The sequence below is a fragment of the Anoxybacillus flavithermus genome, from assembly GCF_002742685.1.
Classification (GTDB): domain Bacteria; phylum Bacillota; class Bacilli; order Bacillales; family Anoxybacillaceae; genus Anoxybacillus; species Anoxybacillus flavithermus_E.
Map to the genome: position 1 here is coordinate 91655 of NZ_PEDM01000001.1, position 23374 is coordinate 115028.

The 23374-nt window shown below is 44.4% G+C and carries 22 protein-coding genes; 1 reads left to right on the forward strand and 21 read right to left on the reverse strand.

Features of this window, described 5'->3' with window-relative positions; translation table 11 throughout:
• Positions 1–32: 32 nt before the first annotated feature.
• The 5 genes from recG to CS060_RS00520 all read right to left on the reverse strand — a co-directional run bounded on the left by recG (position 33) and on the right by CS060_RS00520 (position 5770).
• On the reverse strand, positions 33–2081 hold the full coding sequence (gene recG / locus CS060_RS00500) for an ATP-dependent DNA helicase RecG (protein WP_099668639.1): 2049 nt from the start codon (positions 2079–2081) through the stop codon (positions 33–35).
• Positions 2074–2961, reverse strand: coding sequence for an L-serine ammonia-lyase, iron-sulfur-dependent, subunit alpha (gene sdaAA / locus CS060_RS00505; RefSeq protein WP_035047115.1), 888 nt, complete (start codon positions 2959–2961; stop codon positions 2074–2076). Before sdaAA ends, recG begins: the two co-directional genes overlap by 8 nt.
• Before the next feature lie 24 nt (positions 2962–2985).
• Entirely contained in the window at positions 2986–3648 is a 663-nt protein-coding gene (gene sdaAB / locus CS060_RS00510; protein ID WP_035047116.1) for an L-serine ammonia-lyase, iron-sulfur-dependent subunit beta, read from the reverse strand.
• A gap of 83 nt (positions 3649–3731) precedes the next feature.
• Positions 3732–5390, reverse strand: a complete 1659-nt coding sequence (locus CS060_RS00515) for a DAK2 domain-containing protein (protein WP_035047118.1) — start codon at positions 5388–5390, stop codon at positions 3732–3734.
• A gap of 17 nt (positions 5391–5407) precedes the next feature.
• Positions 5408–5770 carry an Asp23/Gls24 family envelope stress response protein gene (locus CS060_RS00520; RefSeq protein WP_032099757.1) on the reverse strand — a complete coding sequence of 121 codons (363 nt, stop codon included), beginning with the start codon at positions 5768–5770 and terminating at the stop codon, positions 5408–5410.
• A 220-nt stretch (positions 5771–5990) separates the two neighbouring features.
• Between CS060_RS00520 and rpmB the strand changes: the two genes are divergently transcribed.
• Complete coding sequence (gene rpmB / locus CS060_RS00525; RefSeq protein ID WP_003394988.1) at positions 5991–6176, forward strand: 50S ribosomal protein L28; 186 nt, start codon at positions 5991–5993, stop codon at positions 6174–6176.
• 30 nt (positions 6177–6206) lie between these two features.
• On the opposite strand, the gene spoVM is transcribed toward rpmB, so the two are convergent.
• From spoVM to CS060_RS00605, 16 genes are all read right to left on the reverse strand, one after another.
• Positions 6207–6287, reverse strand: coding sequence for a stage V sporulation protein SpoVM (gene spoVM / locus CS060_RS00530; RefSeq protein ID WP_003394991.1), 81 nt, complete (start codon positions 6285–6287; stop codon positions 6207–6209).
• 73 nt (positions 6288–6360) lie between these two features.
• Entirely contained in the window at positions 6361–6999 is a 639-nt protein-coding gene (locus CS060_RS00535; RefSeq protein WP_035047120.1) for a thiamine diphosphokinase, read from the reverse strand.
• 31 nt (positions 7000–7030) lie between these two features.
• Positions 7031–7687, reverse strand: coding sequence for a ribulose-phosphate 3-epimerase (gene rpe / locus CS060_RS00540; protein ID WP_035047122.1), 657 nt, complete (start codon positions 7685–7687; stop codon positions 7031–7033).
• A gap of 2 nt (positions 7688–7689) precedes the next feature.
• Complete coding sequence (gene rsgA, locus CS060_RS00545; RefSeq protein ID WP_035047125.1) at positions 7690–8571, reverse strand: ribosome small subunit-dependent GTPase A; 882 nt, start codon at positions 8569–8571, stop codon at positions 7690–7692.
• A 12-nt stretch (positions 8572–8583) separates the two neighbouring features.
• Complete coding sequence (gene pknB, locus CS060_RS00550) at positions 8584–10512, reverse strand: Stk1 family PASTA domain-containing Ser/Thr kinase (RefSeq protein ID WP_035047127.1); 1929 nt, start codon at positions 10510–10512, stop codon at positions 8584–8586.
• A gap of 6 nt (positions 10513–10518) precedes the next feature.
• Positions 10519–11268 carry a Stp1/IreP family PP2C-type Ser/Thr phosphatase gene (locus CS060_RS00555; protein WP_035047130.1) on the reverse strand — a complete coding sequence of 250 codons (750 nt, stop codon included), beginning with the start codon at positions 11266–11268 and terminating at the stop codon, positions 10519–10521.
• Between the two features lie 55 nt (positions 11269–11323).
• Positions 11324–12373: a dual-specificity RNA methyltransferase RlmN gene (gene rlmN, locus CS060_RS00560; protein ID WP_035047134.1), complete on the reverse strand. Its 1050-nt coding sequence runs from the start codon at positions 12371–12373 to the stop codon at positions 11324–11326.
• Positions 12370–13716: a 16S rRNA (cytosine(967)-C(5))-methyltransferase RsmB gene (rsmB, locus tag CS060_RS00565; protein ID WP_035047139.1), complete on the reverse strand. Its 1347-nt coding sequence runs from the start codon at positions 13714–13716 to the stop codon at positions 12370–12372. Before rsmB ends, rlmN begins: the two co-directional genes overlap by 4 nt.
• A complete protein-coding gene (gene fmt, locus CS060_RS00570) occupies positions 13709–14653 on the reverse strand; it encodes a methionyl-tRNA formyltransferase (protein ID WP_035047143.1) in 945 nt (314 codons plus the stop codon). The genes rsmB and fmt overlap by 8 nt, the downstream gene beginning before the upstream one ends.
• Entirely contained in the window at positions 14650–15123 is a 474-nt protein-coding gene (gene def / locus CS060_RS00575; protein ID WP_035047149.1) for a peptide deformylase, read from the reverse strand. The genes fmt and def overlap by 4 nt, the downstream gene beginning before the upstream one ends.
• 17 nt (positions 15124–15140) lie before the next feature.
• Complete coding sequence (priA, locus tag CS060_RS00580) at positions 15141–17555, reverse strand: primosomal protein N' (RefSeq protein WP_099668579.1); 2415 nt, start codon at positions 17553–17555, stop codon at positions 15141–15143.
• Positions 17552–18754: a bifunctional phosphopantothenoylcysteine decarboxylase/phosphopantothenate--cysteine ligase CoaBC gene (coaBC, locus tag CS060_RS00585; RefSeq protein WP_099668580.1), complete on the reverse strand. Its 1203-nt coding sequence runs from the start codon at positions 18752–18754 to the stop codon at positions 17552–17554. Before coaBC ends, priA begins: the two co-directional genes overlap by 4 nt.
• A gap of 69 nt (positions 18755–18823) precedes the next feature.
• Positions 18824–19033 carry a DNA-directed RNA polymerase subunit omega gene (gene rpoZ, locus CS060_RS00590; RefSeq protein ID WP_021094260.1) on the reverse strand — a complete coding sequence of 70 codons (210 nt, stop codon included), beginning with the start codon at positions 19031–19033 and terminating at the stop codon, positions 18824–18826.
• 1 nt (position 19034) lies between these two features.
• The gene (gene gmk / locus CS060_RS00595) at positions 19035–19655 is read right to left on the reverse strand and encodes a guanylate kinase (RefSeq protein WP_180271030.1); all 621 of its coding nucleotides are present in this window, start codon (positions 19653–19655) and stop codon (positions 19035–19037) included.
• 24 nt (positions 19656–19679) lie between these two features.
• A complete protein-coding gene (locus CS060_RS00600) occupies positions 19680–20558 on the reverse strand; it encodes a YicC/YloC family endoribonuclease (protein WP_099668581.1) in 879 nt (292 codons plus the stop codon).
• 102 nt (positions 20559–20660) lie between these two features.
• Positions 20661–23330: a calcium-transporting P-type ATPase, PMR1-type gene (locus CS060_RS00605; RefSeq protein ID WP_035046617.1), complete on the reverse strand. Its 2670-nt coding sequence runs from the start codon at positions 23328–23330 to the stop codon at positions 20661–20663.
• Positions 23331–23374: the final 44 nt, after the last annotated feature.

Below are 23374 nucleotides of genomic sequence, written 5' to 3' on the forward strand. Positions count from 1 at the left end.
ATATAACACCCAGAATCACATTTCAACAACTTTTAATCTAATTTTTCACCGTTTAAAACACCTGATTGCTGTAAATGTTCGCGAAGTAGTGCATATGTTTCATCGCGCCAAAACGAACGCGAAGCGATGAGGCGCGCTGCATCTTGTCGTGCCACTTCTAAAATGCGATAGTCGTGAACGAGATCACCAAGGCGAAACTCGGGCATGCCGCTTTGTTTCGTGCCAAAAAAGTCGCCCGGCCCGCGCAGTTCTAAATCTTTTTCAGACAGCACAAAACCGTCGTTCGTTTCCGTCATAATGCGCATCCGCTCTTTTCCGGTTTCTGATTTTGGATCGGCGACTAAAATGCAGTACGATTGCGCTTGTCCGCGCCCAACTCGTCCGCGCAACTGATGAAGTTGTGCTAAACCGAATCGGTCTGCATCATAAATGACCATGATCGTTGCGTTTGGGACGTTTACGCCAACTTCTACAACCGTTGTTGACACTAAAATATGAATATTATTGGCGCTAAATGCACGCATCACTTCTTCTTTTTCTTCTGAAGATAAACGACCGTGCATCAGTCCGACACGATATCGTCCTTTATAATAGTTCGTCAGCATCGCATGAACATCAATGGCGTTTTGAACATCAAGTTTTTCTGATTCTTCAATAAGCGGGCAAATGACGTATGCTTGATGACCTGCATCCACTTGTTTTGCAATAAATTGAAATACGCGTTCAAGCATGTCGTGTTTAACCCAATACGTTTCAATTTTTTTTCTTCCTTTTGGCATTTCATCAATGACAGACACGTCCATTTCTCCAAATGCCGTAATCGCAAGCGTGCGCGGAATGGGTGTCGCCGTCATAAATAATACATCAGGTGATTGGCCTTTTTCACGTAAAATACGGCGCTGTTCTACCCCAAAGCGATGTTGCTCGTCTGTGATGACAACGCCAAGTTTCGCAAAATTCACATCGTCTTGAATGAGGGCATGCGTGCCAACAACAACATGAATGTCTCCCGCTACCAATTGTTCAAGGAGCTGTTTCCGCCTTTTTCCTTTTACTGAACTCGTCAACAGCTCGACACGAATGCCCATCGGTTCAAGGAGCGCACGAAGCGATTCGGCGTGCTGTTCGGCTAAAATTTCGGTCGGCACCATTAATGCCCCTTGATATCCTGAAACATATACTACATACAATACAATGGCCGCAACGACGGTTTTTCCTGACCCGACATCACCTTGTAATAACCGATTCATTCGATATGGCGACTTTAAATCTTGAACAATTTCACGGACAACCCGCTGTTGTGCGTTCGTGAGCGGAAATGGAAGCGACTGAATAAACGTTTGAAGCCGTTCATCTGAAAAGCGATGTGCAATGCCCGGTGACTGTTCACGGCGATATTTTTTTAACGCTTGCATTTTTAATTGAAAAAGTAAAAACTCTTCATAAACGAGACGGCGTCGTGCTTGTTTCAGCTGCTCGTGCGAAAGCGGCATATGAATGGCTCGTATCGCATCACGTTTTGATATGAGCCGATATGTTTCGAGCAGCTCGTTCGGCAACGGGTCGACAATCGCATGACTGTATTGTTGCAAAGCAAGCGCAATAAATCGACGCATGCCTTTCACTGTTAAATCACCACGCGTTGAATAGACCGGTTCAATCTCCTTTTGTTGTTTCATTTCACCGATATGAAGCTGCTGTACGGTTATCGTTTGGCGATGCTTATCCCACTTCCCTGTAATCGTTACCGTTTCATGTAAAGTCAGTTTCTTTTTCAAATAAGGTTGATTAAAACAAACGGCGGTCACTAAAAATCGGTCAACAAGTACACGAAACGTTAAGCGTGACTTTTTGCGGCTATAATACGTCAGCACAGGCTCACTATACACTTTGCCAACGATCGTTATTTTTTCATCGTGCTTTGCTTCTTCTAACGCACATATGCGATAATCTTCATAACGAAAAGGGAAATGATACAACAGTTGTTCAATTGTATCAATCCCCATCTCATGAAGCGCAGCCGCCGTTTCTTCTCCAATTCCTTTAATCGCTGTGACTGTTTGTTGTAGTACGTCACTCACGTTCATTCTTCGGCTTGCCGAAAATGTCCGCTTCGAATTTGCGAGCGGTCGGCGTCGCCGCTAACCCTCCTTGTGCTGTTTCTTTTAATGCTACTGGCATCGTCTGACCGATACGGAACATTGCTTCAATGACCTCATCGCACGGAATGCGACTTTGTATGCCAGCAAGCGCCATGTCGGCAGCGATCATCGCATTTGCTGCTCCGATTGCATTTCGTTTGACACACGGTACTTCCACTAACCCTGCAACGGGATCACAAACGAGCCCAAGCATATTTTTCAAAGCGATCGCCATCGCTTCTGCCGCTTGTCTTGGCGTACCACCAGCCATTTCGACAAGCGCTGCTGCTGCCATGCCTGCTGCCGAGCCAACTTCCGCTTGGCAACCTCCTGCCGCACCAGAAATGGAGGCGTTGTTTGCGACAACAAATCCGAACGCACCAGCTGTAAATAAAAACTCGATCATTTGTTCGCGCGTCGGTTGCAGTTTTTCTTTTACTGCAAATAACGTCCCTGGAACGACACCAGCCGATCCTGCTGTTGGCGTTGCACAAATCATTCCCATCGCTGCGTTTACTTCGTTCGTTGCCATCGCCTTACTGACCGCATCTAAAATCGTTTCCCCTGATAAAAATTGTCCACGCGCAATATATTGTTGCAAGCGTGTCGCATCGCCGCCTGTTAATCCAGAATGCGAACGAACGCCAGCTAATCCGCGTATGACAGCTTGTTCCATCACTTGTAAGTTTTTCTCCATTTGCGCAATGATGTCCTCCCGACTGCGCTCAGTCACTTCCATTTCTTGACGAATCATCACTTCTGCAATTTTCATTTGTTCTCGTTCTGCTCGTTCGACGAGTTCCGCTACATTTCGAAACATGGTGATCTCCCCTTTGCGCCGCTTTTACTCGACAATTTTTGTTACGTCAATAATATGTGGTAGCGCTTTTAATTGTTCGACAATCGCATCGTCAATATTTTGATCGACTTCAATTGTCATTAACGCTTGTTTTCCTTTTTCTTTCCGCGAGACTTCCATATGACCGATGTTGATCGCATATTTCGCTAACACGCTAGCTACTCCTGCAATGGCACCGTAACGGTCGTTATGCATAATTAAAAGGGCAGGGTGATGACCGGAAAGCCTTAGCTCGAAACCGTTTAACTCAATGATTTCAATTTTTCCACCGCCAATTGAAATGCCGACAAGCTCGAGCTCCCCTTTTTCATCACCGAGACGAATTTTTGCTGTATTGGGGTGAGGCGGAATGGCTTCTTCTTCATGAAACGTGATGCGAATGCCTTCTTGCTTGGCGATGTGTAACGATGTTTTCATTCGCTCATCAAACGTATCAAAGTTTAACAAGCCGCCAACGATGGCAACATCTGTCCCGTGTCCTTTATACGTTTCAGCGAATGAACCGTAAAAGAAAATATCCGCCCATGCTGGTTTTCTCCCAAATAAATTGCGCGCTACTTTGCCAATCCGTACCGCTCCTGCCGTATGTGAGCTTGACGGACCAATCATAATCGGACCGATAATGTCAAATACACTGCGATATTTCATTTGTTTCTCCCCTTTGTCATCTTCATGAAAAAGAAGGGGAACACTCCCCTTCTTTCATCGTATGTGAATGATAGCGATCTGCTTTATTCAATAGCAAAAATAAATGGATATAGCGGTTGGTCGCCATGATGCGTTTCAACTTCGACGTGCGGGAACTGTTGTTCAACAAACTGAAGGACGTGTGACATTTGTTCTTCGGTCGCATCTTCACCAGCGAGAATCGTTACAATTTCATCTTCCTCGCCAATCATATGCGTAAGTAACGTCTCGATCACATGAGTAAGCTCTTTATGAGATACGACAATTTTTCCATCGGCAATTCCCATATAATCGTCTTTTTCAATTTCGACACCATCAATATTTGTATCGCGTACAGCAAACGTTACTTGTCCTGTTTTCACGCGAGCAAGCGCGTCGGTCATTGCTTTCTCGTTTTCTTCTTTTGTGGCAGAAGGATTAAATGAAAGCAACGCTGTCATTCCTTGTGGGACGGTTTTTGATGGAATGACAACTACATCGCATGATGCGACAGAAGCGGCTTGTTGAGCTGCTAAAATAATGTTTTTATTATTTGGTAAAACAAATACCGTTTGGGCATTTACTTCTTCAATTGCTTTTACGATGTCTTCTGTACTCGGATTCATCGTCTGCCCACCTTCAATGACCGCATGGGCACCGATGCTTTTAAGTAATTCAGCAATACCATTCCCCATCGCTACCGCAACGATGCCGTATGGCATGCGCTCTTTCTTTTTCGGCGGCTGCACATCTTGGTGAACGATATTCGCATGCTGTTCGCGCATATTTTCAATTTTAATGTTAATTAAACTTCCGTAACGTTGTGCATAGGTGAGCACTTCACCTGGTTGTTCCGCATGAATGTGCACTTTTACTAATTCGTCATCTGCAATCACGAGAAGCGAATCGCCGAAGCGGCTTAAATCTTGGCGGAACGTTTCTTCTTGAAACGGATGTTTCGCCACTTTATCTTGCTCGAATTTCACCATAAATTCTGTACAATATCCAAACTCAATGTCATCTGCGCTCAAATGGCTTTGCACGTTACGGTGATGTTCGGTGCGGACGAGTTGTTCCATCGACAACGTTTCTGATTCCGCAATCGTTTCTCCTTTTAATGCCGCTAAAAAACCTTCGTATACGAAAACGAGACCTTGTCCGCCGCTGTCAACGACGCCTACTTCTTTTAATACAGGAAGTAAATCTGGCGTGCGCTTTAGCGACGCTTTTGCTTCTTTTAATACTTCTGTCATCAAAACGACGATGTCCACTTCTTTTTTCGCCACAGCCACTGCCCGCTTCGCTGCATCTTTTGCAACCGTTAAAATCGTGCCTTCAACCGGCTTCATGACCGCTTTATATGCTGTTTGCACACCCGCTTCCAGCGCTGCCGCAAACTCTTTGCTATTGATTTCACTTTTTTGTTCAACCGCTTTCGCAAATCCGCGGAATAACTGTGATAAAATAACGCCCGAGTTTCCACGCGCCCCCATTAATAACCCTTTCGCTAACGCGCTTGCCACTTTTCCAATATGGTCGGATACGTGATTTTTTACCTCTTTTGCACCGGACGTCATCGATAAATTCATGTTCGTTCCTGTATCCCCATCCGGAACGGGAAAGACGTTTAATGCATCTACTGTTTTTGCATTGTTCGCTAAATGTGTCGCGCCTTGCAACACCATTTGTGCAAAGCGTTTCCCATCTAATGTTGTCATTGTCACAGACTAGTTCCTCCTCACTACGGATTCGTGACACGAACCCCTTGAACATAGATGTTAATAGAATGAACAGATAAACCTAACGTTTGATCTAACGTATACTTCACTTTCGTTTGTACGTTATGTGCAACTTCAGAAATTTTCGTGCCGTAGCTAACGATGACGTATAAATCGATGTGTACCTCGTCGTTTTCTTGACGAACAACAATACCTTTTGCGAAATTTTCACGACGTAAAATTTCAGCAATTCCATCTTTCAATTGATTTTTTGATGCCATCCCGACAATGCCGTAGCAATCGACCGCCGCTCCTCCAGCAATTGCTGCAATGACATCGTTACTAATTTCAACACGACCGTATTTCGTTTGTAATTCAATGGACATCGCTCAAGTCCCCTTTCTTGTTAGGTAGCTAACGCCATTGTACTATACTCGGCTTATTTTTAAAAGTTCCTACCCATAGTATATTTACCCGAAATAGAAAACAGATGTCAAGGTTATTTTCTTGAAAGAGTATGTCGGAAGTATTGCAATCCGTTTTTATGTATGATAAATTATAGTAGTGTTTTGAGCACGTAGTTTGGCAAGTGAGGAGGGAAACAAAATGGCAAAATGCTTTGTGACTGGTAAGAAAAAATCATTCGGAAACGCTCGTTCTCACGCAATGAATGCGAGCCGCCGTACATGGAAAGCAAACCTTCAAAAAGTTCGCATTTTAGTTGACGGAAAACCAAAGCGCGTTTGGGTTTCTGCTCGCGCATTAAAATCCGGAAAAGTAGAACGTGTGTAATAGAAAAAAGCACCAATCATTTGGTGCTTTTTATCCTTTTTTGAACGAGTTTAACATCGCTCGCACAATTCCACCCAAAAACTTCGGCAACTTAATCGTATAAAATTTCACTATGATTCCCTCCCCTACTGTGCACACTCTTCTCCTATTATATTCATCTCCGCACAAATCGTACCTCGAAGCGTTATTTTTCATCCTTGCTTCTTATCATCATTAATATGCCTTCAGTGAATGAAAAAGTACCAAAATGATGGATGAGTTCATTACTTACGCATAATGTTGATCCAAGCGGTATATCTTGTGCATCAAGCGGATATTTAAATCCACGAAGCGTTAAAGCACGCACCGGGGTCATAGGAATAAATGAAATGTATCGGTATTCATCTTTTTTTTCAACGACATGTTTTCCACTTCGATAAAGCGTAACGACGTTTTGACGATCAATTAATTCAATTTGTCCATCTTTTCCTTTAAACAAAAGCTGAACGTTGCCGAATAAATGATCAAGTCGTCCCCCTGTTCCTCCGAACACGCGAATGTTTGTCGCTTGTTGTGCAAGTGCCCAATCAAGCGCAATGTCTGTATCCGTTTGATCTTTTTCCGATGGCCATATGTCGATGTGAGGTAATCTGTTTTTCAATTGTTGTAACTCTAGTTCATCAATCGAGTCAAAATCGCCAAATGCCCGATTTGGCATGATTCCCGCATCAAGCAGCGCTAAAACACCGCGATCTACTCCTACCCAACATACATTTTCCCCGTCATATGCTTGTAAATGAGGTAAGAAGCTTGGCGGACCACCTGCTACAAGATGAATAATCAATATGTTCACCTCCCTAAGAAAGAAGGATGTGTCAAGATGACACACCCTCACGAATGGTGCGAATCGCTTTGGCACGATCTTTTTGATTATAGATGGCTGATCCCGCAACGAGAACGTTTGCCCCAGCTTCGACACAAAGTTTTGCTGTTTCAGCTTGAATGCCGCCATCTACTTCAATTTCAACAGAAATCCCGCGTTCTCGAACGAGTGTTGAAAACGCATGAATTTTTGGGAGTACTGCTGGAATAAACGATTGCCCACCAAAACCTGGGTTGACCGTCATAAATAAAACAAGGTCGAGGTCTTCAATCAAATGCTCAATCATCGAAATCGGTGTATGCGGATTTAACGCGACTCCTGCTTTCACACCATGTTCTTTAATGAGATGGATCGTGCGATGTAAATGCGGACACGCTTCAACGTGTACCGTTAAATAGTCTGCTCCTGCTTTCGCAAATGTCGGGATATAACGATCGGGTTGTTCAATCATTAAATGAACGTCAAGCGGGAGTGTCGTCACCGGACGAATCGCTTCCACGATTAGTGGACCGATGGTAATGTTCGGAACGAAATGACCGTCCATGACATCAACATGAATATAATCCGCTCCCCCGCGTTCTACGTCTACAATTTCTTCGCCAAGTTTGGCGAAATTCGCAGATAAAATCGATGGCGCAATTTTAATCATGTTCAATACCTCGGCTTTCGTTCTTTTATTTCCTCGATAAAGTTCACGTAATGTTCATAACGGTAAGAAGGAATGTCTCCCGATGCGAACGCCTCTTTCACCGCGCATTTCGGCTCCGCTGTATGCGTACAACCGCGGAATTTACAACCGCCGCTTCTAGCAACAAACTCAGGAAAACAAAGTGGCAATTGTTCGAGTTCGATTTCATCAAATTCTAGCGCACTAAAGCCCGGCGTATCTGCGACGAAACCGCCTCCGATTTCAATTAATTCAACATGTCTTGTCGTATGTTTTCCTCGTCCAAGATGGTGGGAAATATCGCCCGTTTTTAACTGTAAGTCCGGACGTAACGCATTTAATAAAGACGACTTTCCGACACCTGACTGCCCTGCAAAGACGGATACGTTTCCTTCAAAGTAAGGGAGTAATGATTCAACCCCTGCCCGCGTTTTCGTCGACACTTCTAACACATCATATCCGATTTGACGATAATCGCGAATATATTGTTCGATGCGTGGCTTCGTTTCATCGTCGACTAAATCCATTTTACTCACAACAATAATTGGGCGAATGTGCTTTGCTTCAATTAAGACGAGAAATCGATCGAGCAATGCTGGGTTAAAATCTGGCTCTACCGCTGAAAACACTAAAATCGCTTGGTCGATATTTGCAATCGGCGGTCGAACAAGTTCATTTTTCCGCTCAAATACGTCTAATATATACCCTTCTCGTTCATTTTCCGCTTGAAAGGAAACGTAGTCGCCGACAAGCGGCGTCACTTTCCGCTTGCGAAACACCCCGCGACCACGACATTGATACACTCGACCTTCGCTTAACACGTAATAAAAACCGCTTAACGCTTTAATAATTTTTCCTTCCGCCATGCCTTCCCTCCTTTAAGGTGTTGTTGGATATGGCACGATGCCTTCACGCACCGTCGTGCCGTTGACGACGACGCGATAACGCCCTTGTTTTCCTTGTTGAATGACAAATTCTACACGCTCTTTCACATCACTTGTTAAACGATAACGTTTGTACGGTTGAGCAAACGAATAGTTTTCGTCTTCTATATATAATTCTGCCATGACTGGTTCGTTTACATCAACAGGCGGTTCGTACGGAATGCTAATTTCTTGGATGACTTTCTTTGTTAATACTGGTTCTTTTCCAAGAGAAATGACGACCGTTACAGTTGCTCCTTTGTCTAATTTTGCGTTCGCTTGTGGCGTTTGAGAAATGACGAGCCCTTTTTCGACCGTATCTGAATATTGCTGTTTGACGATGACGTACAGTTGTTGGTCTGCAGCATAATCGCGCACACTTTTTTCTGTATATCCTGTTAAATCTTTTAAAACAATTTTTTCTGGCCCAAGGCTGACGGTAAAACGCACTTCTGTTTCTTCCGGTACAACTTTTTCGCCTGGAAGCGGGAATTGTTCGATAATCGTACCTGCTGGTTCGTCACTATACACTTGTTTTTTATCGATGAGTAAATAGTTTGCCGATCGCAATTGTCGCTCGACGTCATCGATTGGCTCGCCAACATAATTTTGAAACTCCACTTTTTTCTTCCCTATACTTTTATAAATCGTTACCGCTGTACCTGCTTTCACGACTTTTCCGGCTTGCGGATTCGTACGAATGACAAATCCTTCTGCGATGTCATCATGTTCTTCCTCGACCGTTTTTTCGATTTTTAAACCTAACGACGTTAATTCCGTCACCGCATCTGTATAATTTTTGTTTGTCACATCAGGCACCGTCACATCTTTTGGGAAAAATAAATCAGGAATCCATGTGACTGCGCTCACCCCAGCGCCGACGAGCAAGAAAAGAAATGTCGCCCATAAAATGAGCCATTTTTTTGAACGCTTTTCTTTTGGAGGAGGCACGTCCTCTTTCTTTTCTGACGGTGCAGAAGCGGTCGGTTTCACAATCGGGATAATTTTCGTTTCTTCGTCGTCATCTTCGGTCGGCAACGTAAATTTTTGTTCGTTTATGCGCTCAGGCAAAAGAGCGGTGCGAATATGTTTTTGCATATCTAATGCGCTATTGTAACGATGCAACGGATTTTTTGCTGTCGCTTTTAACACAATATTTTCTACGCTTTGTGGAATATTCGGATTCCAGCGCCGCACAGACGGCGTCTCCGTTTGCAAATGTTTTAGCACAATGGCTACAGCTGATTCACCAGAGAAAGGTAATTGACCGGTCAGCAACTCAAACATGACGATGCCGAGTGAATAAATATCCGATTTTTCTGTCGCTATTCCGCCTTTTGCTTGTTCTGGTGATAAATAATGGACAGATCCTAATACCGAATTCGTTTGCGTAATCGTTGTTGAACTTAACGCAATAGCGATACCAAAATCTGTTATTTTTAATGTTCCGTCTTCTGCCACTAAAATATTTTGTGGCTTAATGTCACGATGAATGACTCCGTTTTGATGAGCGTGAGCAATCGCCCCTGTTAATTCATCCATCATGCGTAACGCCTCTTGAACAGGAAGAGGGGCATGTTGTTGAATATACTGTTTTAACGTACAGCCGCGCACATATTCCATGACCATGTAATAAATGCCGTCATCTTCTCCAACATCGTAAATCGTGACAATATTTTCATGATTTAAACTTGTTGCTGCTTGTGCTTCACGGCGAAACCGTTTAATAAATGATTCATCGTTTACAAAATCTAAACGTAACACTTTGACGGCAACGTCGCGGTCTAAAATCATATCCCTAGCTAAATAAACATTCGCCATTCCGCCGCCGCCGATGAGTTGCAACAATTTATAGCGACCGTTTAATCGTTTGCCGATGAGCACGAGCGATCACCTACTTTCATCCACATCTACAAATTGTACGATCGCTAACGTAATATTATCTTCACCACCGTGCTCGTTTGCGACGTCGATAAGCGCTTGCGCTTTCTCTTCAAGTGATCGATCAGACGTTAATACGTCTACCATCGTCTGTTCAGGCACTTTATTCGAAAGGCCGTCAGAGCAAAGCAATAACATATCTCCTTCATCGACAGCGACCGTTTTTACATCGAGTTCAATTACTTGCTCTGTTCCGAGCGCGCGCAATAGCACATGTTTACGCGGATGATATTCCGCATCTTCTTTTGATAGTTGTCCACTTTTCACTAATTCATTAACAAGGGAATGGTCTTCTGTCATTTGTTGAAATCCGCTTGCGTTTAACAAATAACAACGACTATCGCCGATGTGGCCGATCGTCGCAAACTGTTTTGTACAAATAGCGGCAACAATTGTCGTCCCCATTCCTTGACAATGATCGTTCGTTTGCGAATGATGAAAGAGCGATTCGTTTACTTTCATGACATGTTCTTTTAGCCACGTTTCTGCTTGTTGTGGTGATGTCATTTCATCAGTTTCTTCCCAAAATTGTTTTAATTGTGTCATCGTCATTTCACTCGCCACGTCGCCAGCAAGATGACCACCCATTCCATCAGCAACAACGGCTAAATAGTTGCCTGCTTGATTGATAAAAACACCTCCGTTATCTTCATTATGCGACCTGATTTTGCCGACATCCGTTTGAAACACCGCCTTCATACACGCACGACACTCATGCGAGTATCGCTTCCTCCCTTCTGTATGTGTATCCCGTTTACGCTTTCGTTTCTTCTTTTCGCTCTTTCGCACGTAGCTGTCCGCATGCGGCATCAATATCGTGCCCTTGCTCGCGGCGAATCGTGACATTAATGCCATGTTTTTTTAATGTTTTCTCAAACGCAAAAATTTGTTCACGCGGTGTACGAACGTAGTTGCGTTCAGGTACGTAGTTGACTGGAATTAAATTGACATGGCATTTCAATCCTTTAATGAGCTCCGCAAGCTCTTCGGCATGTTCAATTTGATCGTTCACACCGCCAAATAAACCGTATTCAAATGTCACGCGCCGCCCTGTTTTTTCAATGTAGTATCGCACCGCTTCCATCAGCTCTGGCAATTTATAAGCGCGGTTAATCGGCATTAACTTCGAGCGCAATTCCGTATTTGGCGCATGAAGCGAAATCGCGAAGTTAATTTGCATATTTTCATCGGCAAATTGATAAATTTTTGGGATGATGCCGCTCGTTGATACGGTGATGTGACGCGCGCCAATATGCAGCCCTTTCGGATGGTTAACAGTTTTTAAAAACTTGATTAGCTCATCATAGTTATCGAACGGTTCACCTATTCCCATCACGACGATACTGCTTACGCGTTCATTCGTTTCATCGAGCGCCTTTTGCACTTTGACAACTTGGGCAACAATTTCACCTGCTTGTAAATTGCGCTTTAATCCACCTAATGTCGAAGCACAAAACGTACAACCAATCCGACAGCCGACTTGTGTCGTGACACAAATCGAATTTCCGTAATCATGGCGCATAAGCACTGTTTCAATCGAATAACCGTCATGAAGCTCAAATAAAAACTTCATCGTTCCGTCTTTGGAAGTTTGCTGTACAAGCGTTTTTAATGTCGTGATGACAAAATGTTCATCTAACCGCTCGCGTAGCGCTTTCGGAATATTCGTCATATCTTCAAACGACGTCACTCGTTTTTTATATAGCCATTCAAAAATTTGTGTGGCGCGAAACGGCTTTTCTCCTTGCTGTTCCACCCAACTTTGCAAGTCTTCTAAACGCATCGAGTAAATGGATGGTTTCATGTCATTTCACCTTTCTTTTTCAATGTTGCGATAAAAAATCCGTCGCTAAATACGTGATGTGGAAGCAATTGTAACATGCCGTCATGCACATAGGATGCAACTGACGATGGCAGGCGCGAAGCGAGCGTTTCGTCGCGATCATATTCGGGATGCTCATCTAAAAATTGGGCGATGACTTGCTCATTTTCTTCGCGATCAACGGTACATGTGCTATATACAAGCGTTCCGCCACGTTTTAAAAGCGGAGCGACCGCCCGTAAAATATTTCGCTGAATAGCAGCAAGTTGCGCAATATCTTTTTCGTTTTTCTCATATTTAATTTCCGGCTTTCGCCGAATGACGCCAAGCCCTGAACAAGGCGCATCAACTAATATACGATCAAACGTTTCAGGAGCAAATTGCGTATGTGCTTGACGGCTATCGAGTTGTTTCGCTTCTATATTCGACAAACCTAAACGCTTTGCCTGCTGCTCAATCAGTTTTACTTTATGATCGTGAATATCTAGCGCAACGATACGACCTTTGTTGTTCATTCGTTCAGCCATATGCGTCGTCTTTCCGCCCGGTGCCGCGCAACAATCTAACACAACGTCTGTTTCGGTTGGAGAAAGGGCGTAAGCAACAAGCATCGAGCTTTCGTCTTGAATCGTCACAAGCCCTTCTTGAAACACGCTCGTTTTCGCTGCATTTCCTTTTGTCATTTTAATGCCAATCGGAACGACGGAAGAAGGGATAGCTTCTATTCCCTCTTCTTTTAGACGATCGATAACTTCTCCAACGGTCGCGCGCATCACGTTTACTCGTGCTGTTTGTTCTGGTGGAAAGTTGTTTGCTTCGCACATCTGCTTCGTTTCATCGAAGCCAAACTGTTCGATCCAGCGCCGCACAAGCCAAAACGGGTGGCTTGTCGCGATGGCTAAACGCTCGCTTTCATCTTCTATGTCATCAAATGAGCGCAATCCTTGACGCTGAACGGAACGTAATATGCCGTTGACGAGCGAAGCGATGCCGCGATGGCCACGACGTTTTGCTATTTCTACCGCTTCAAATAACACCGCGCGATCAGGAATCCGGTCTAAAAATACCATTTGATAAAGCGACATTCGGAGCAACAGGCGCACCCACGGCTCAATTTTTCCTTTCACAAACGGCTGTAAATAGTAATCAAGCGTATCGCGTCGTTGGATCGTGCCGTACACTATCTCTGTTAAAAGCGCAACGTCTTGGGCGGATAATTCGTTCGTTTCGATCACATGATGTAATGATAAATTGCTATATGCTCGTTTTTTTTCGATATCGATTAGCACATCTAATGCTAAATTTCGTACGTTTTTCTTACTCATTCGTTCCTCCTAATACTTTCCCGATTTCAATCGTTGCACCGCGTAAAAAGTCAGTAGCGCTCATTTTCCGTTTCCCTGCTGGCTGCAATTCAGTAATTTTAATCGCCGTGTCATTCCCTGTCGCAACGATGATGCCGTCTTGCTCAACGGCGACAATGGTACCTGGGTTCGCTTGTGATGAAGCCTGTACTTTCTCCCCCCACCAAATTTTCCAACGTTCATCGCCATATGTCGTATAAGCGACAGGCCACGGATTCATGCCGCGAATATGGTTGTAAATGTCTTCCCCTGTTTTTGTCCAATCAATTCGCTCTTGTTCAGGTTTAATGTTATATGCAAATGTCGCTTGTTCATCATTTTGTTTGATTGGTGTCAACTCCCCACGAAGCAATTTTGGAAGCGTCTCAGAAAGAAGTTGCGCCCCCGCTTTGCTCAATTTGTCGTGCAATGTTCCGACCGTATCGCGCTCATCAATTGGCACTTCCACTTGCGTTAATATATCGCCTGCATCTAGTTTTTCAACCATATACATAATCGTAATGCCCGTTTTCTTCTTCCCTTGTAAAATAGCGTAATGAATCGGAGCTCCTCCGCGCAATTCTGGCAAGAGCGACGCGTGCACATTAATGCAACCGTACGTTGGTGCTTCAAGGAGCGGTTTCGGTAAAATTTGTCCAAATGCAGCGGTCACAATCAAATCAGGCTGTAGAGCGATGACTTGCTCGTATTGTTCTTTCTCACGAATTTTCGTCGGTTGGAGTACCGGAATGCCGTACGATTCCGCTGTCACTTTGACAGGTGGTGGCGTCAATTGTTGTTTTCGCCCTTTCGGTTTATCTGGCTGCGTAACGACGCCGACGACGTTGTATCCGTCTTTGATCAACTGTTCCAAAACCGGAACAGCAAAATCAGGTGTTCCCATAAATACAATGTTCATTGTTCGAACTCTCCTTCTTCATAATAACGAATCACTTTTGATGTGAATAATATGCCATGTAAATGGTCAATTTCATGTTGTAACGCACGCGCTAAAAAGCCGGTGCCTTCGATTTCAAACGGGCGACCGCGGCGATTTTGCGCACGTACTTTTACATATTGAGAACGTTTCACTTCCCCAAATAAACCGGGAAAACTTAAACATCCTTCTGGACCGATTTGTTCACCGCTTTGTGCAACGATGATCGGATTAATTAATTCAATACGACCATGACGGTCACCAATGTCAACAATTGCAATTTGTTGATCGATGCCGACTTGTGGAGCGGCTAATCCGACTCCATCGGCCGCAATCATCGTATCGTACATGTCGTTTAATATTTTCGCCAGCTTGCGGTCAAAAATAGTGACCGGCTGGCAAACGGTTTCTAAAATCGGGGCAGGATATGTCACAATCGGTAAAATAGCCAAAATGGTTCCTCCCTTATTTACATCATCATATATGGATTTAAATCAATTGTAATCGTCACATCGCCACGCACCATCTCGCGCTGATAATGTTCGACAATTGTGCGGAGCGCTGTCGTTAAGTTCGGTTCCCGCTTGTATTTTATCATGCATTGGTAACGATATCTATCGTTCATGCGCGCAATTGGCGAAGCAACGGGTCCTAATACGACCGCTTCAGCAGACAAATGCTTTTTCACATGTGCAGCGATTTTTTCAGCGATGCTTATTCCTTTCAGCGCATCGACATGCGAAACCGTAATGAGCGTTAAATAATAAAACGGTGGATACCCGTGTTTTTTTCGGGTGATCATTTCGCGCTCATAAAATGCTTCAAAATGATGATCGGCTGCTAGTTGAATACTGTAATGTTCAGGTGTATACGTTTGAATAACGACTTCTCCCGGCAAATGATGCCGCCCCGCTCGGCCGCTTACTTGCGTTAATAGCTGAAACGTTTTTTCTGCCGCCCGAAAGTCAGGGACATGAAGCATCGTGTCTGCCGCTAATACGCCAACTAATGTGACGTTCGGAAAATCAAGCCCTTTCGCAATCATTTGCGTACCGAGTAAAATGTCCGCTTTTCCTTCCCCAAACTCGTTTAACAGCCGTTCGTGCGCCCCTTTTCGACTCGTCGTATCGACGTCCATGCGAATAACGCGCGCATGAGGTAAAAGCTTTGTTAATTCTTCTTCTACTTTTTGTGTTCCTGTTCCGAAAAAGCGAATATGTTCACTTTGACAAGCAGGACAATGCGAAGACATGCGCTGTTCGTATCCACAATAATGACATTTCAGTTGCTGTTGCACCCGATGATATGTGAGCGAAATATCACAATGTGGGCATTGAATGACGTGACCGCAATCGCGACACATGACAAAAGATGAATAGCCACGACGATTTAAAAACAAAACAGATTGTTCCCCTTTTTGTAAACGTTCCGTTAATTTTTCAAATAAAAGGCGGGAAAACATCGAACGGTTCCCTGCACGCAGTTCTTCACGCATATCGACAATTTCAACAGGTGGAAGGGCATGATCGTTCATTCGTCTCGTTAACGTGACTTGCTTATATACCCCTTTTTTCGCGCGCGCAAACGATTCAAGTGATGGCGTAGCGCTGCCAAGTACAACCGGACAACGATGATAACAGCCGCGAAAAATAGCAACGTCACGGGCATGATAGCGAGGCGATTCTTCTTGTTTATAGCTCGTTTCATGCTCTTCATCAATAATGATGATACCGATGTTTTCAAACGGGGCGAAAATGGCGGAGCGAGCGCCAACGACGAGCTGCACTTCTTTTCGTTGAATTTTCCGCCATTCATCATACTTTTCTCCGAGTGATAATCCGCTATGAAGAACAGCTACCTTGGAGCCAAATCGTTCTTTAAACCGTCTGACCATTTGTGGCGTTAATGAAATTTCAGGTACGAGCACAATTGCTTCTTTTCCTTTTTTTAAGACAAGGTCAATCGCTTGCATATATACTTCTGTTTTCCCACTTCCTGTGACACCGTACATTAAAAAAACATCGTGTACGTTTTGTTCAATGGCTTGTCCGATCGCATGCAATGCTTGGCATTGTTCATCTGTTAGGGCGAGCGGTTTTGTTTTTGGAAATGAGCGATTCGCATACGGGTCACGATATATTTCTTTTTCTTTCACAGCGACAAGTTGTTTTTTGATGAGCGCTTGAACAGTTGCCCATGTGCTATTTGTTTCGCTCAACAACTGTTTTAAAGGCAAAGCTCGTGCTGTCAACAAATGTTCGAGCACTTGCTTTTGTTTGATTGCGCGCGTTGAAAGTGATGCGAGTGCATGGGTGACGTGTTCGTCATTTGCACATAATTCGACCCATTTTTCTGTTTTTATTTTTCCTTTTTCTTCAACTCGGTAAACGACTTCAATATGACCATTTGCAATTTCTTTTTGCAATAGGCGCACGTATGGCGTTTGTTCAACCTCGCTCCATGGGATGATGAGACGGTCACGAAACAGCGCGCGCACGTTTTCGTGGACGAGCGGCATATGCTGTTCGATGAGCCGAATATCCTTCTCATATTTCGCTTTCATCGCGGCAGGTAACATCGCTTGAAAGGCAGATACCATGAAACAGAGTGTCGTTTCAGTTAGCCATCTCCCTAATTGAAGTAATTCCTCGTTTAATACAGGAACAACATCAAAAAGGGAATGAATCGGCTTTAGTTGCTCGATAGACATATCCGTCGTTTCTTTGACTTCTATGACAAATCCTTGTAGAAGTCTAGTGCCAAATGGCACGACGACGCGCATACCTGCTTGTACGACGCCAACGAGCTCAGGCGGGATGATATAATCAAACGGGCGATCCGTTTGACTAGCTGGAATATCAACAATGACAGAAGCAATTGTCATACGCGTCCCTCAATTTCACGATGAACTTCACGTAAAATTTCTTTTGCCACTTCCGACTTCGGTAAAAGTGGGAGATGTTTAACGGTTCCGTCCCGTTTCAATAGCGTCACAATGTTTGTATCCGTCCCGAATCCCGCCCCTTCTTGCACGACGTTATTTGCAACGATCATATCTGCATTTTTGCGTGCCAGCTTATCTTTTGCATATCGTTCAACATCGTTCGTCTCTGCCGCAAAACCGACTAAAAATTGATGTGTTTTTTGTTCACCGAGCGTTTGTAAAATATCGATCGTTCGTTCTAAAACGACCGTATAGTCCCCTTGTTGCTTTTTTATTTTATTGTCGGCAACATATTTCGGACGATAATCGGCCACTGCTGCTGTTTTAATGACGATATCGCTATCGTGAAAATGGTTCATCACTTCTTCGTACATGTCTTGCGCACTTTCAACGCGAATCGTCTGTACACCCGCAGGGCTAGGAAGCGTTGTCGGACCCGAAATAAGAACGACATTCGCACCGAAATCACGCGCGGCTTCTGCGAGTGCATAGCCCATTTTTCCAGTCGAATGATTGCTGAAAAAGCGGACAGGGTCAAGTTTTTCACGTGTTGGACCAGCGGTTACTAACACTTTTTTTCCTTTTAATATGCGATTTGTTGCAAAATGTTGTTCAAGCAACGTGACGATCGTTTCTGGTTCTTCTAATCGTCCTTTTCCAACGTAACCACACGCAAGCATCCCTTCCGCTGGCTCAATGAAACGATAACCGAACGATTGCAACGCGCGCATATTTTGTTGGACGGCTGGATGCTCATACATATGAACGTTCATCGCTGGTGCAAGCCACACCGGTGCTTTTGTCGCAAGCAAAATCGTTGTCACCATATTGTCAGCTAAACCATGCGCAAGCTTTGCGATCGTGTTTGCAGTCGCAGGGGCAACGAGTACGACATGTGCCCAATCAGCTAAATCAATGTGTGCAATGACATTCGGCTTTTTTTCATCGAATGTATCAATGTATACTTCATTTTTTGATAACGCTTGAAACGTAAGAGGTGTAACAAATTGGCAAGCAGCTTCCGTCATGACGACTTTGACATTCGCCCCCGCTTGCACAAGTTTGCTTGTAAGCGCTGCTGCTTTATATACAGCAATGCCCCCTGTAACACATAATAAAATGTTTTTTTGCTGAAGCATCGACGTTGCCCCTTTCGTTCGGTATTTGTAAAAAAATAACAACCTAAAAACTAGGTTGTCGTAAATAGTTTATTGCGCTGCTTCTTCTTCGCTAACGACTTCAATATGACCCGCTGCAATTTCTTCTAACGCTTTGCCGACAAATTTTTTCGACACAGGTTTTTCGATCGTTAAGTCATTTTTCACTTGCAATTGGCGGGCGCGCTTCGCCGCAACTGTGACGAGCGTATATTTTGAATCGAGTTTTGTAATAAGCAAGTCAATGGAAGGATATAACATATTACTCCACCTCCAACATCTTTTTATATCGTTGTGCCACGCGTTCACGTCGGCAATGTTCCGCCATGACAATCGCTTTAATGCGCTCGCATGCCAGTTCTACTTGATCGTTTTCGACAACGTAATCGTATGCATCCATCATTTCTAATTCTTCTTTCGCCGCTTGTAAACGATCGCGAATTAAGTCTTCTGATTCCGTTCCGCGCATTTCAATTCGTTTACGCAATTCGCTTAAGCTTGGCGGAGCGAGGAAAATAAAGAGCGCCTCTGGGAACACTTTGCGAACTTGCATCGCTCCTTGCACTTCAATTTCTAAAAAGACGTCTTTTCCCTCTTGCAACGTTTTTTCCACGTACGCAATTGGCGTGCCGTAGTAGTTCCCGACATATTCTGCCCATTCTAACAGCTCATTTTCACGAATCATTTTTTCAAACTGTTCACGCGTTTTAAAAAAGTAATCGACGCCATCGACTTCCCCTTCGCGCGGTTTGCGCGTTGTGACAGAAATGGAATATTGCAATTGAATATCTGGTTGTGAAAATAAAGCTTTTCGCACCGTCCCTTTTCCGACACCGGACGGTCCTGATAAAACGATTAGTAACCCTCGTTCTTTCACGTTCATCCCTACCCTTCTATAATAAACAAACTACTCCACATTTTGCACTTGTTCTTTAATTTTTTCAAGGGCGCTTTTCATGTTAACGACTTCAGAGGCGATGTGGCTATCGTTTGCTTTAGAACCGATCGTATTCATTTCGCGATTGAGTTCTTGGACGAGAAAGTCGAGCTTTCGTCCGACAGATCCTCCTTCGGAAACGATGCGACGGAATTGCTCGATATGGCTATATATGCGTTTTAATTCTTCATGAATATCGACTTTTTCCGCAAATAGAGCGACTTCCGTCAATAGCCGTTGTTCATCGACGATGCCTTGCACAAATTCATGCACTCGTTTATGTATGCGATCGCGATAAGAAGCGACGACCGTTGGTGCAAGCTGTTCAATGCGACGCACACTTTTTTCGATCGTCTCAAGTTGTGTAAGCATATCTGCTAATAGCGCTTTTCCTTCTTGTTCGCGCATATATTTTAGCTGTTCAACCGCTTCTTTTGTCGCTTCTAAAAGTAAAGAAAGAAGCGCATCGTTTTCGATCGGCTGTTCCGTCATTTCAACCGCATCCGACAGCATATGTACAACATCTCGAAGCGATACATCATCGGCAAAATGAAAGCGACGACGCACATCGGTAAGCATTCGGTAATACGCATCAACAAGCTGCCAATCGACGTGAAGCGTTCGTTCAACGAGCTGTTCTCCTTCAATTGTAATAAACACTTCGACACGTCCACGTGCAATATGTTCGGTAATGACTCTTTTTATTTTATCTTCAAACATCATCCACTGTCTAGGCATGCGGATCGAAATTTCACAAAAACGGTGATTGACTGATTTCATTTCCACCGTAATGCTTACGTTTTCGCCTTCTTTTTTTCCCCGTCCAAATCCTGTCATACTTACGATCATACTCTCACATCCATTATGTGTTATCGACAATAAAAGAAGGTAATAGATTCGCTCCATTACCTTCCCTCATTATAGCATATATCACTATATGGCGAAAACATTTCATGAACGGCGGCGAGTAAATAGTGAACCTGCCAGTAAAAATGTCGGAATAGCCGATAAGCCAACAATCAACAACCAATCGGTCAGTGGCAGCGAAACGGTATGGAAAATCGGCTGTAACGGCGGATAGTAAATGACGACAAGCAACAATAAAAGTGACGACAACACAGCGAGCACTAAATACATATTTTCAAACGGATTGCGGTCAAACACCGATCGTTCGCTTCGGCAATCAAATACGTGAATGAGTTGAGCGAGCACGAGTGTCGCAAAGGCGACCGTCTGCGCATACGTTAAGTTTTCCGGATGTCTCGTATGCACGACGAGAAAAGCGATCAACGTCACTATGCCGATTAAAAAACCGCGACTAATGATTTTCCAGCCGAGCCCTCTGGCGAAAACCCCCTCTTTCGGATGACGCGGCGGCCGTTTCATGACGTTTTCTTCGGCTGGGTCTAATCCGAGCGCCATGGCAGGTAGTCCGTCTGTGACGAGATTCACCCATAAAATTTGAATCGGTACAAGCGGGAGAGGGAGCGCCAATATCATCGCAAATAACATGACTAAAATTTCCCCGACGTTCGAGGCAAGCAAATAGCGAATAAATTTGCGAATGTTTTCGTAAATGTTTCGTCCTTCTTCAATGGCGGCTTTAATCGTCGCGAAGTTATCGTCTAACAAAACGAGCGAAGCAGCTTCTTTCGATACGTCTGTTCCTGTCACTCCCATCGCGATGCCGATGTTTGCTGTTTTAATGGCCGGAGCATCGTTGACGCCATCGCCTGTCATTGCGACAATATGTCCTCTTTTTTGTAACGCTTGTACGATTTTTAGTTTATGTTCTGGCGATACGCGCGCAAAAACATACACATCTTCCACAACGTCTTCTAATTCATCGACAGACAGCTGTGATAACGTCTTTCCATCCATCACTTTTCCGTTTGGCGGCAACATGTGCAGTTGTTGGGCAATCGCTTTCGCCGTTAAAATATGGTCCCCTGTAATCATCACTGTTTTAATGCCTGCTTTTTTACATTCGGCTATCGCTTGTTTCACTTCTTTTCGAGGCGGGTCGATCATCCCTTGTAAACCGATAAACGTTAAGTCGCTTTCCGCTTTCGTTTCATCGTTGATCGCTTCGGTAAGCGGAAGTGGACGATACGCGATCGCAATCGTTCGCAACGCTTGGGAGGCGAGCGTATTGACGGTTTGTTGCACCAGTTTCCGCTCTTGGTCGCGCATAAGTTTCGCCTGACCGTCGATATATATGAAACGACAACGTTCTAGCAACATATCTGGCGCACCTTTTGTGACAATAAAGCGCCGACTCGCGCGATCTTTCACGATGACCGTCATCATTTTGCGCGTCGAATCAAACGGAAATTCATGTTCAATCGTAAACTCAGCGGCGATTTTTTCTTTTGTCCATCCGGCTTTCGCTGCCGCGACAACGAGTGCACCTTCAGTCGGGTCGCCGTCAATCATATATGTTCTGCCTTTTTTCTTCAGCACGGCATGATTGCATAAAGCACCGAACAGTAACATTTGTTGCAACGATGTGTCTATTCTTTCTTGTTTGCCGTTATATAAAAACGTTCCTTTCGGTTCATAGCCCGTCCCGCTTACTGTCCATAACTGGTTATTCACCCATACGTGCGTGACGGTCATTTGATTTTCCGTCATCGTTCCTGTTTTATCAGAACAAATGACAGAGGCACAACCGAGCGTTTCAACGGCCGGCAGTTTGCGCACGATGGCGTTTCGCTTCATCATTCGTTGGACACCGAGCGCCAATACAACGGTGACGATCGCTGGCAACCCTTCTGGAATGGCGGCGACCGCAAGCGACACACCGGCTAAAAACATGTCGTATACCGCATGTCCTTGCCATACGCCAAGCACGACAACGAGCGCTGTGAGCGCTAAAGCGATGACGATTAAAATTTTGCCGAGCTGTTCGAGCTTCCGCTGCAACGGTGTCGTCATCGTTGGCGCCGACTGGATTAAATGAGCAATTTGCCCCATCGCTGTATGCATTCCTGTCGCCACAACGATCCCAATCCCGCTTCCTTTTGTCACAAGCGTCCCCATAAACGCCATGTTTGTACGATCGCCTAACGGAACGTCTGGCGCAAGTGGCGCCGTCTGTTTTTCAACAGGAAGCGACTCCCCTGTCAAAGACGATTCTTCGATATACAGCCCTTTCGCTTCCACGATGCGAACATCAGCCCCGATGCGATCACCGCTTGTAAATTTAACAATATCGCCAACGACAAGGTCGGCGGACGGCACTTTCATCCATTCACCTTCACGCAAAACGAGCGATTCAGGGGCAGATAGTTTTTTTAACGCCTCAAGCGACTTTTCCGCTCGGCGCTCTTGTATAAATCCTAAGCATGCGTTAATGATCACAATCGCTACGATGGCGATCGCATCGATGTATTCCCCTAATACGGCAGAAATCGCCGTTGCCGCCAATAAGACGAGCACCATAAAATCTTGAAACTGTCCGATAAATTGTTTGAACGCAGACGGCTTTTTTTCTTCTGACAGCTCATTTTTTCCAAATTGTTTTAATCGCTTTTTCGCTTCTTTTTCCGTTAATCCGAAACCGATTGTTGTGTTTACTTGTTGTTCGACTTGTTCAACACGCAGTCCGTGCCAGCTCATTTCTTTCCCCCTTCCGCTTATCTTATCTATGACAGCTTATTCAG

Coding starts and splice junctions, on each gene's coding strand:
- rpmB (WP_003394988.1), top strand. CDS start 5,991: ATGGCAAAATGCTTTGTGACTGGTAAGAAAAAATCATTCGGAAACGCT.
- gmk (WP_180271030.1), bottom strand. CDS start 19,655: ATGAACGTGAAAGAACGAGGGTTACTAATCGTTTTATCAGGACCGTCC.
- CS060_RS00600 (WP_099668581.1), bottom strand. CDS start 20,558: ATGATCGTAAGTATGACAGGATTTGGACGGGGAAAAAAAGAAGGCGAA.
- CS060_RS00555 (WP_035047130.1), bottom strand. CDS start 11,268: ATGAAGGCGGTGTTTCAAACGGATGTCGGCAAAATCAGGTCGCATAAT.
- rsmB (WP_035047139.1), bottom strand. CDS start 13,716: ATGAGTAAGAAAAACGTACGAAATTTAGCATTAGATGTGCTAATCGAT.
- priA (WP_099668579.1), bottom strand. CDS start 17,555: ATGACAATTGCTTCTGTCATTGTTGATATTCCAGCTAGTCAAACGGAT.
- sdaAA (WP_035047115.1), bottom strand. CDS start 2,961: ATGTTTCGAAATGTAGCGGAACTCGTCGAACGAGCAGAACGAGAACAA.
- coaBC (WP_099668580.1), bottom strand. CDS start 18,754: ATGCTTCAGCAAAAAAACATTTTATTATGTGTTACAGGGGGCATTGCT.
- rpoZ (WP_021094260.1), bottom strand. CDS start 19,033: ATGTTATATCCTTCCATTGACTTGCTTATTACAAAACTCGATTCAAAA.
- rsgA (WP_035047125.1), bottom strand. CDS start 8,571: ATGGCGGAAGGAAAAATTATTAAAGCGTTAAGCGGTTTTTATTACGTG.
- rpe (WP_035047122.1), bottom strand. CDS start 7,687: ATGATTAAAATTGCGCCATCGATTTTATCTGCGAATTTCGCCAAACTT.
- fmt (WP_035047143.1), bottom strand. CDS start 14,653: ATGAACATTGTATTTATGGGAACACCTGATTTTGCTGTTCCGGTTTTG.
- rlmN (WP_035047134.1), bottom strand. CDS start 12,373: ATGAAACCATCCATTTACTCGATGCGTTTAGAAGACTTGCAAAGTTGG.
- CS060_RS00520 (WP_032099757.1), bottom strand. CDS start 5,770: ATGTCCATTGAATTACAAACGAAATACGGTCGTGTTGAAATTAGTAAC.
- sdaAB (WP_035047116.1), bottom strand. CDS start 3,648: ATGAAATATCGCAGTGTATTTGACATTATCGGTCCGATTATGATTGGT.
- CS060_RS00605 (WP_035046617.1), bottom strand. CDS start 23,330: ATGAGCTGGCACGGACTGCGTGTTGAACAAGTCGAACAACAAGTAAAC.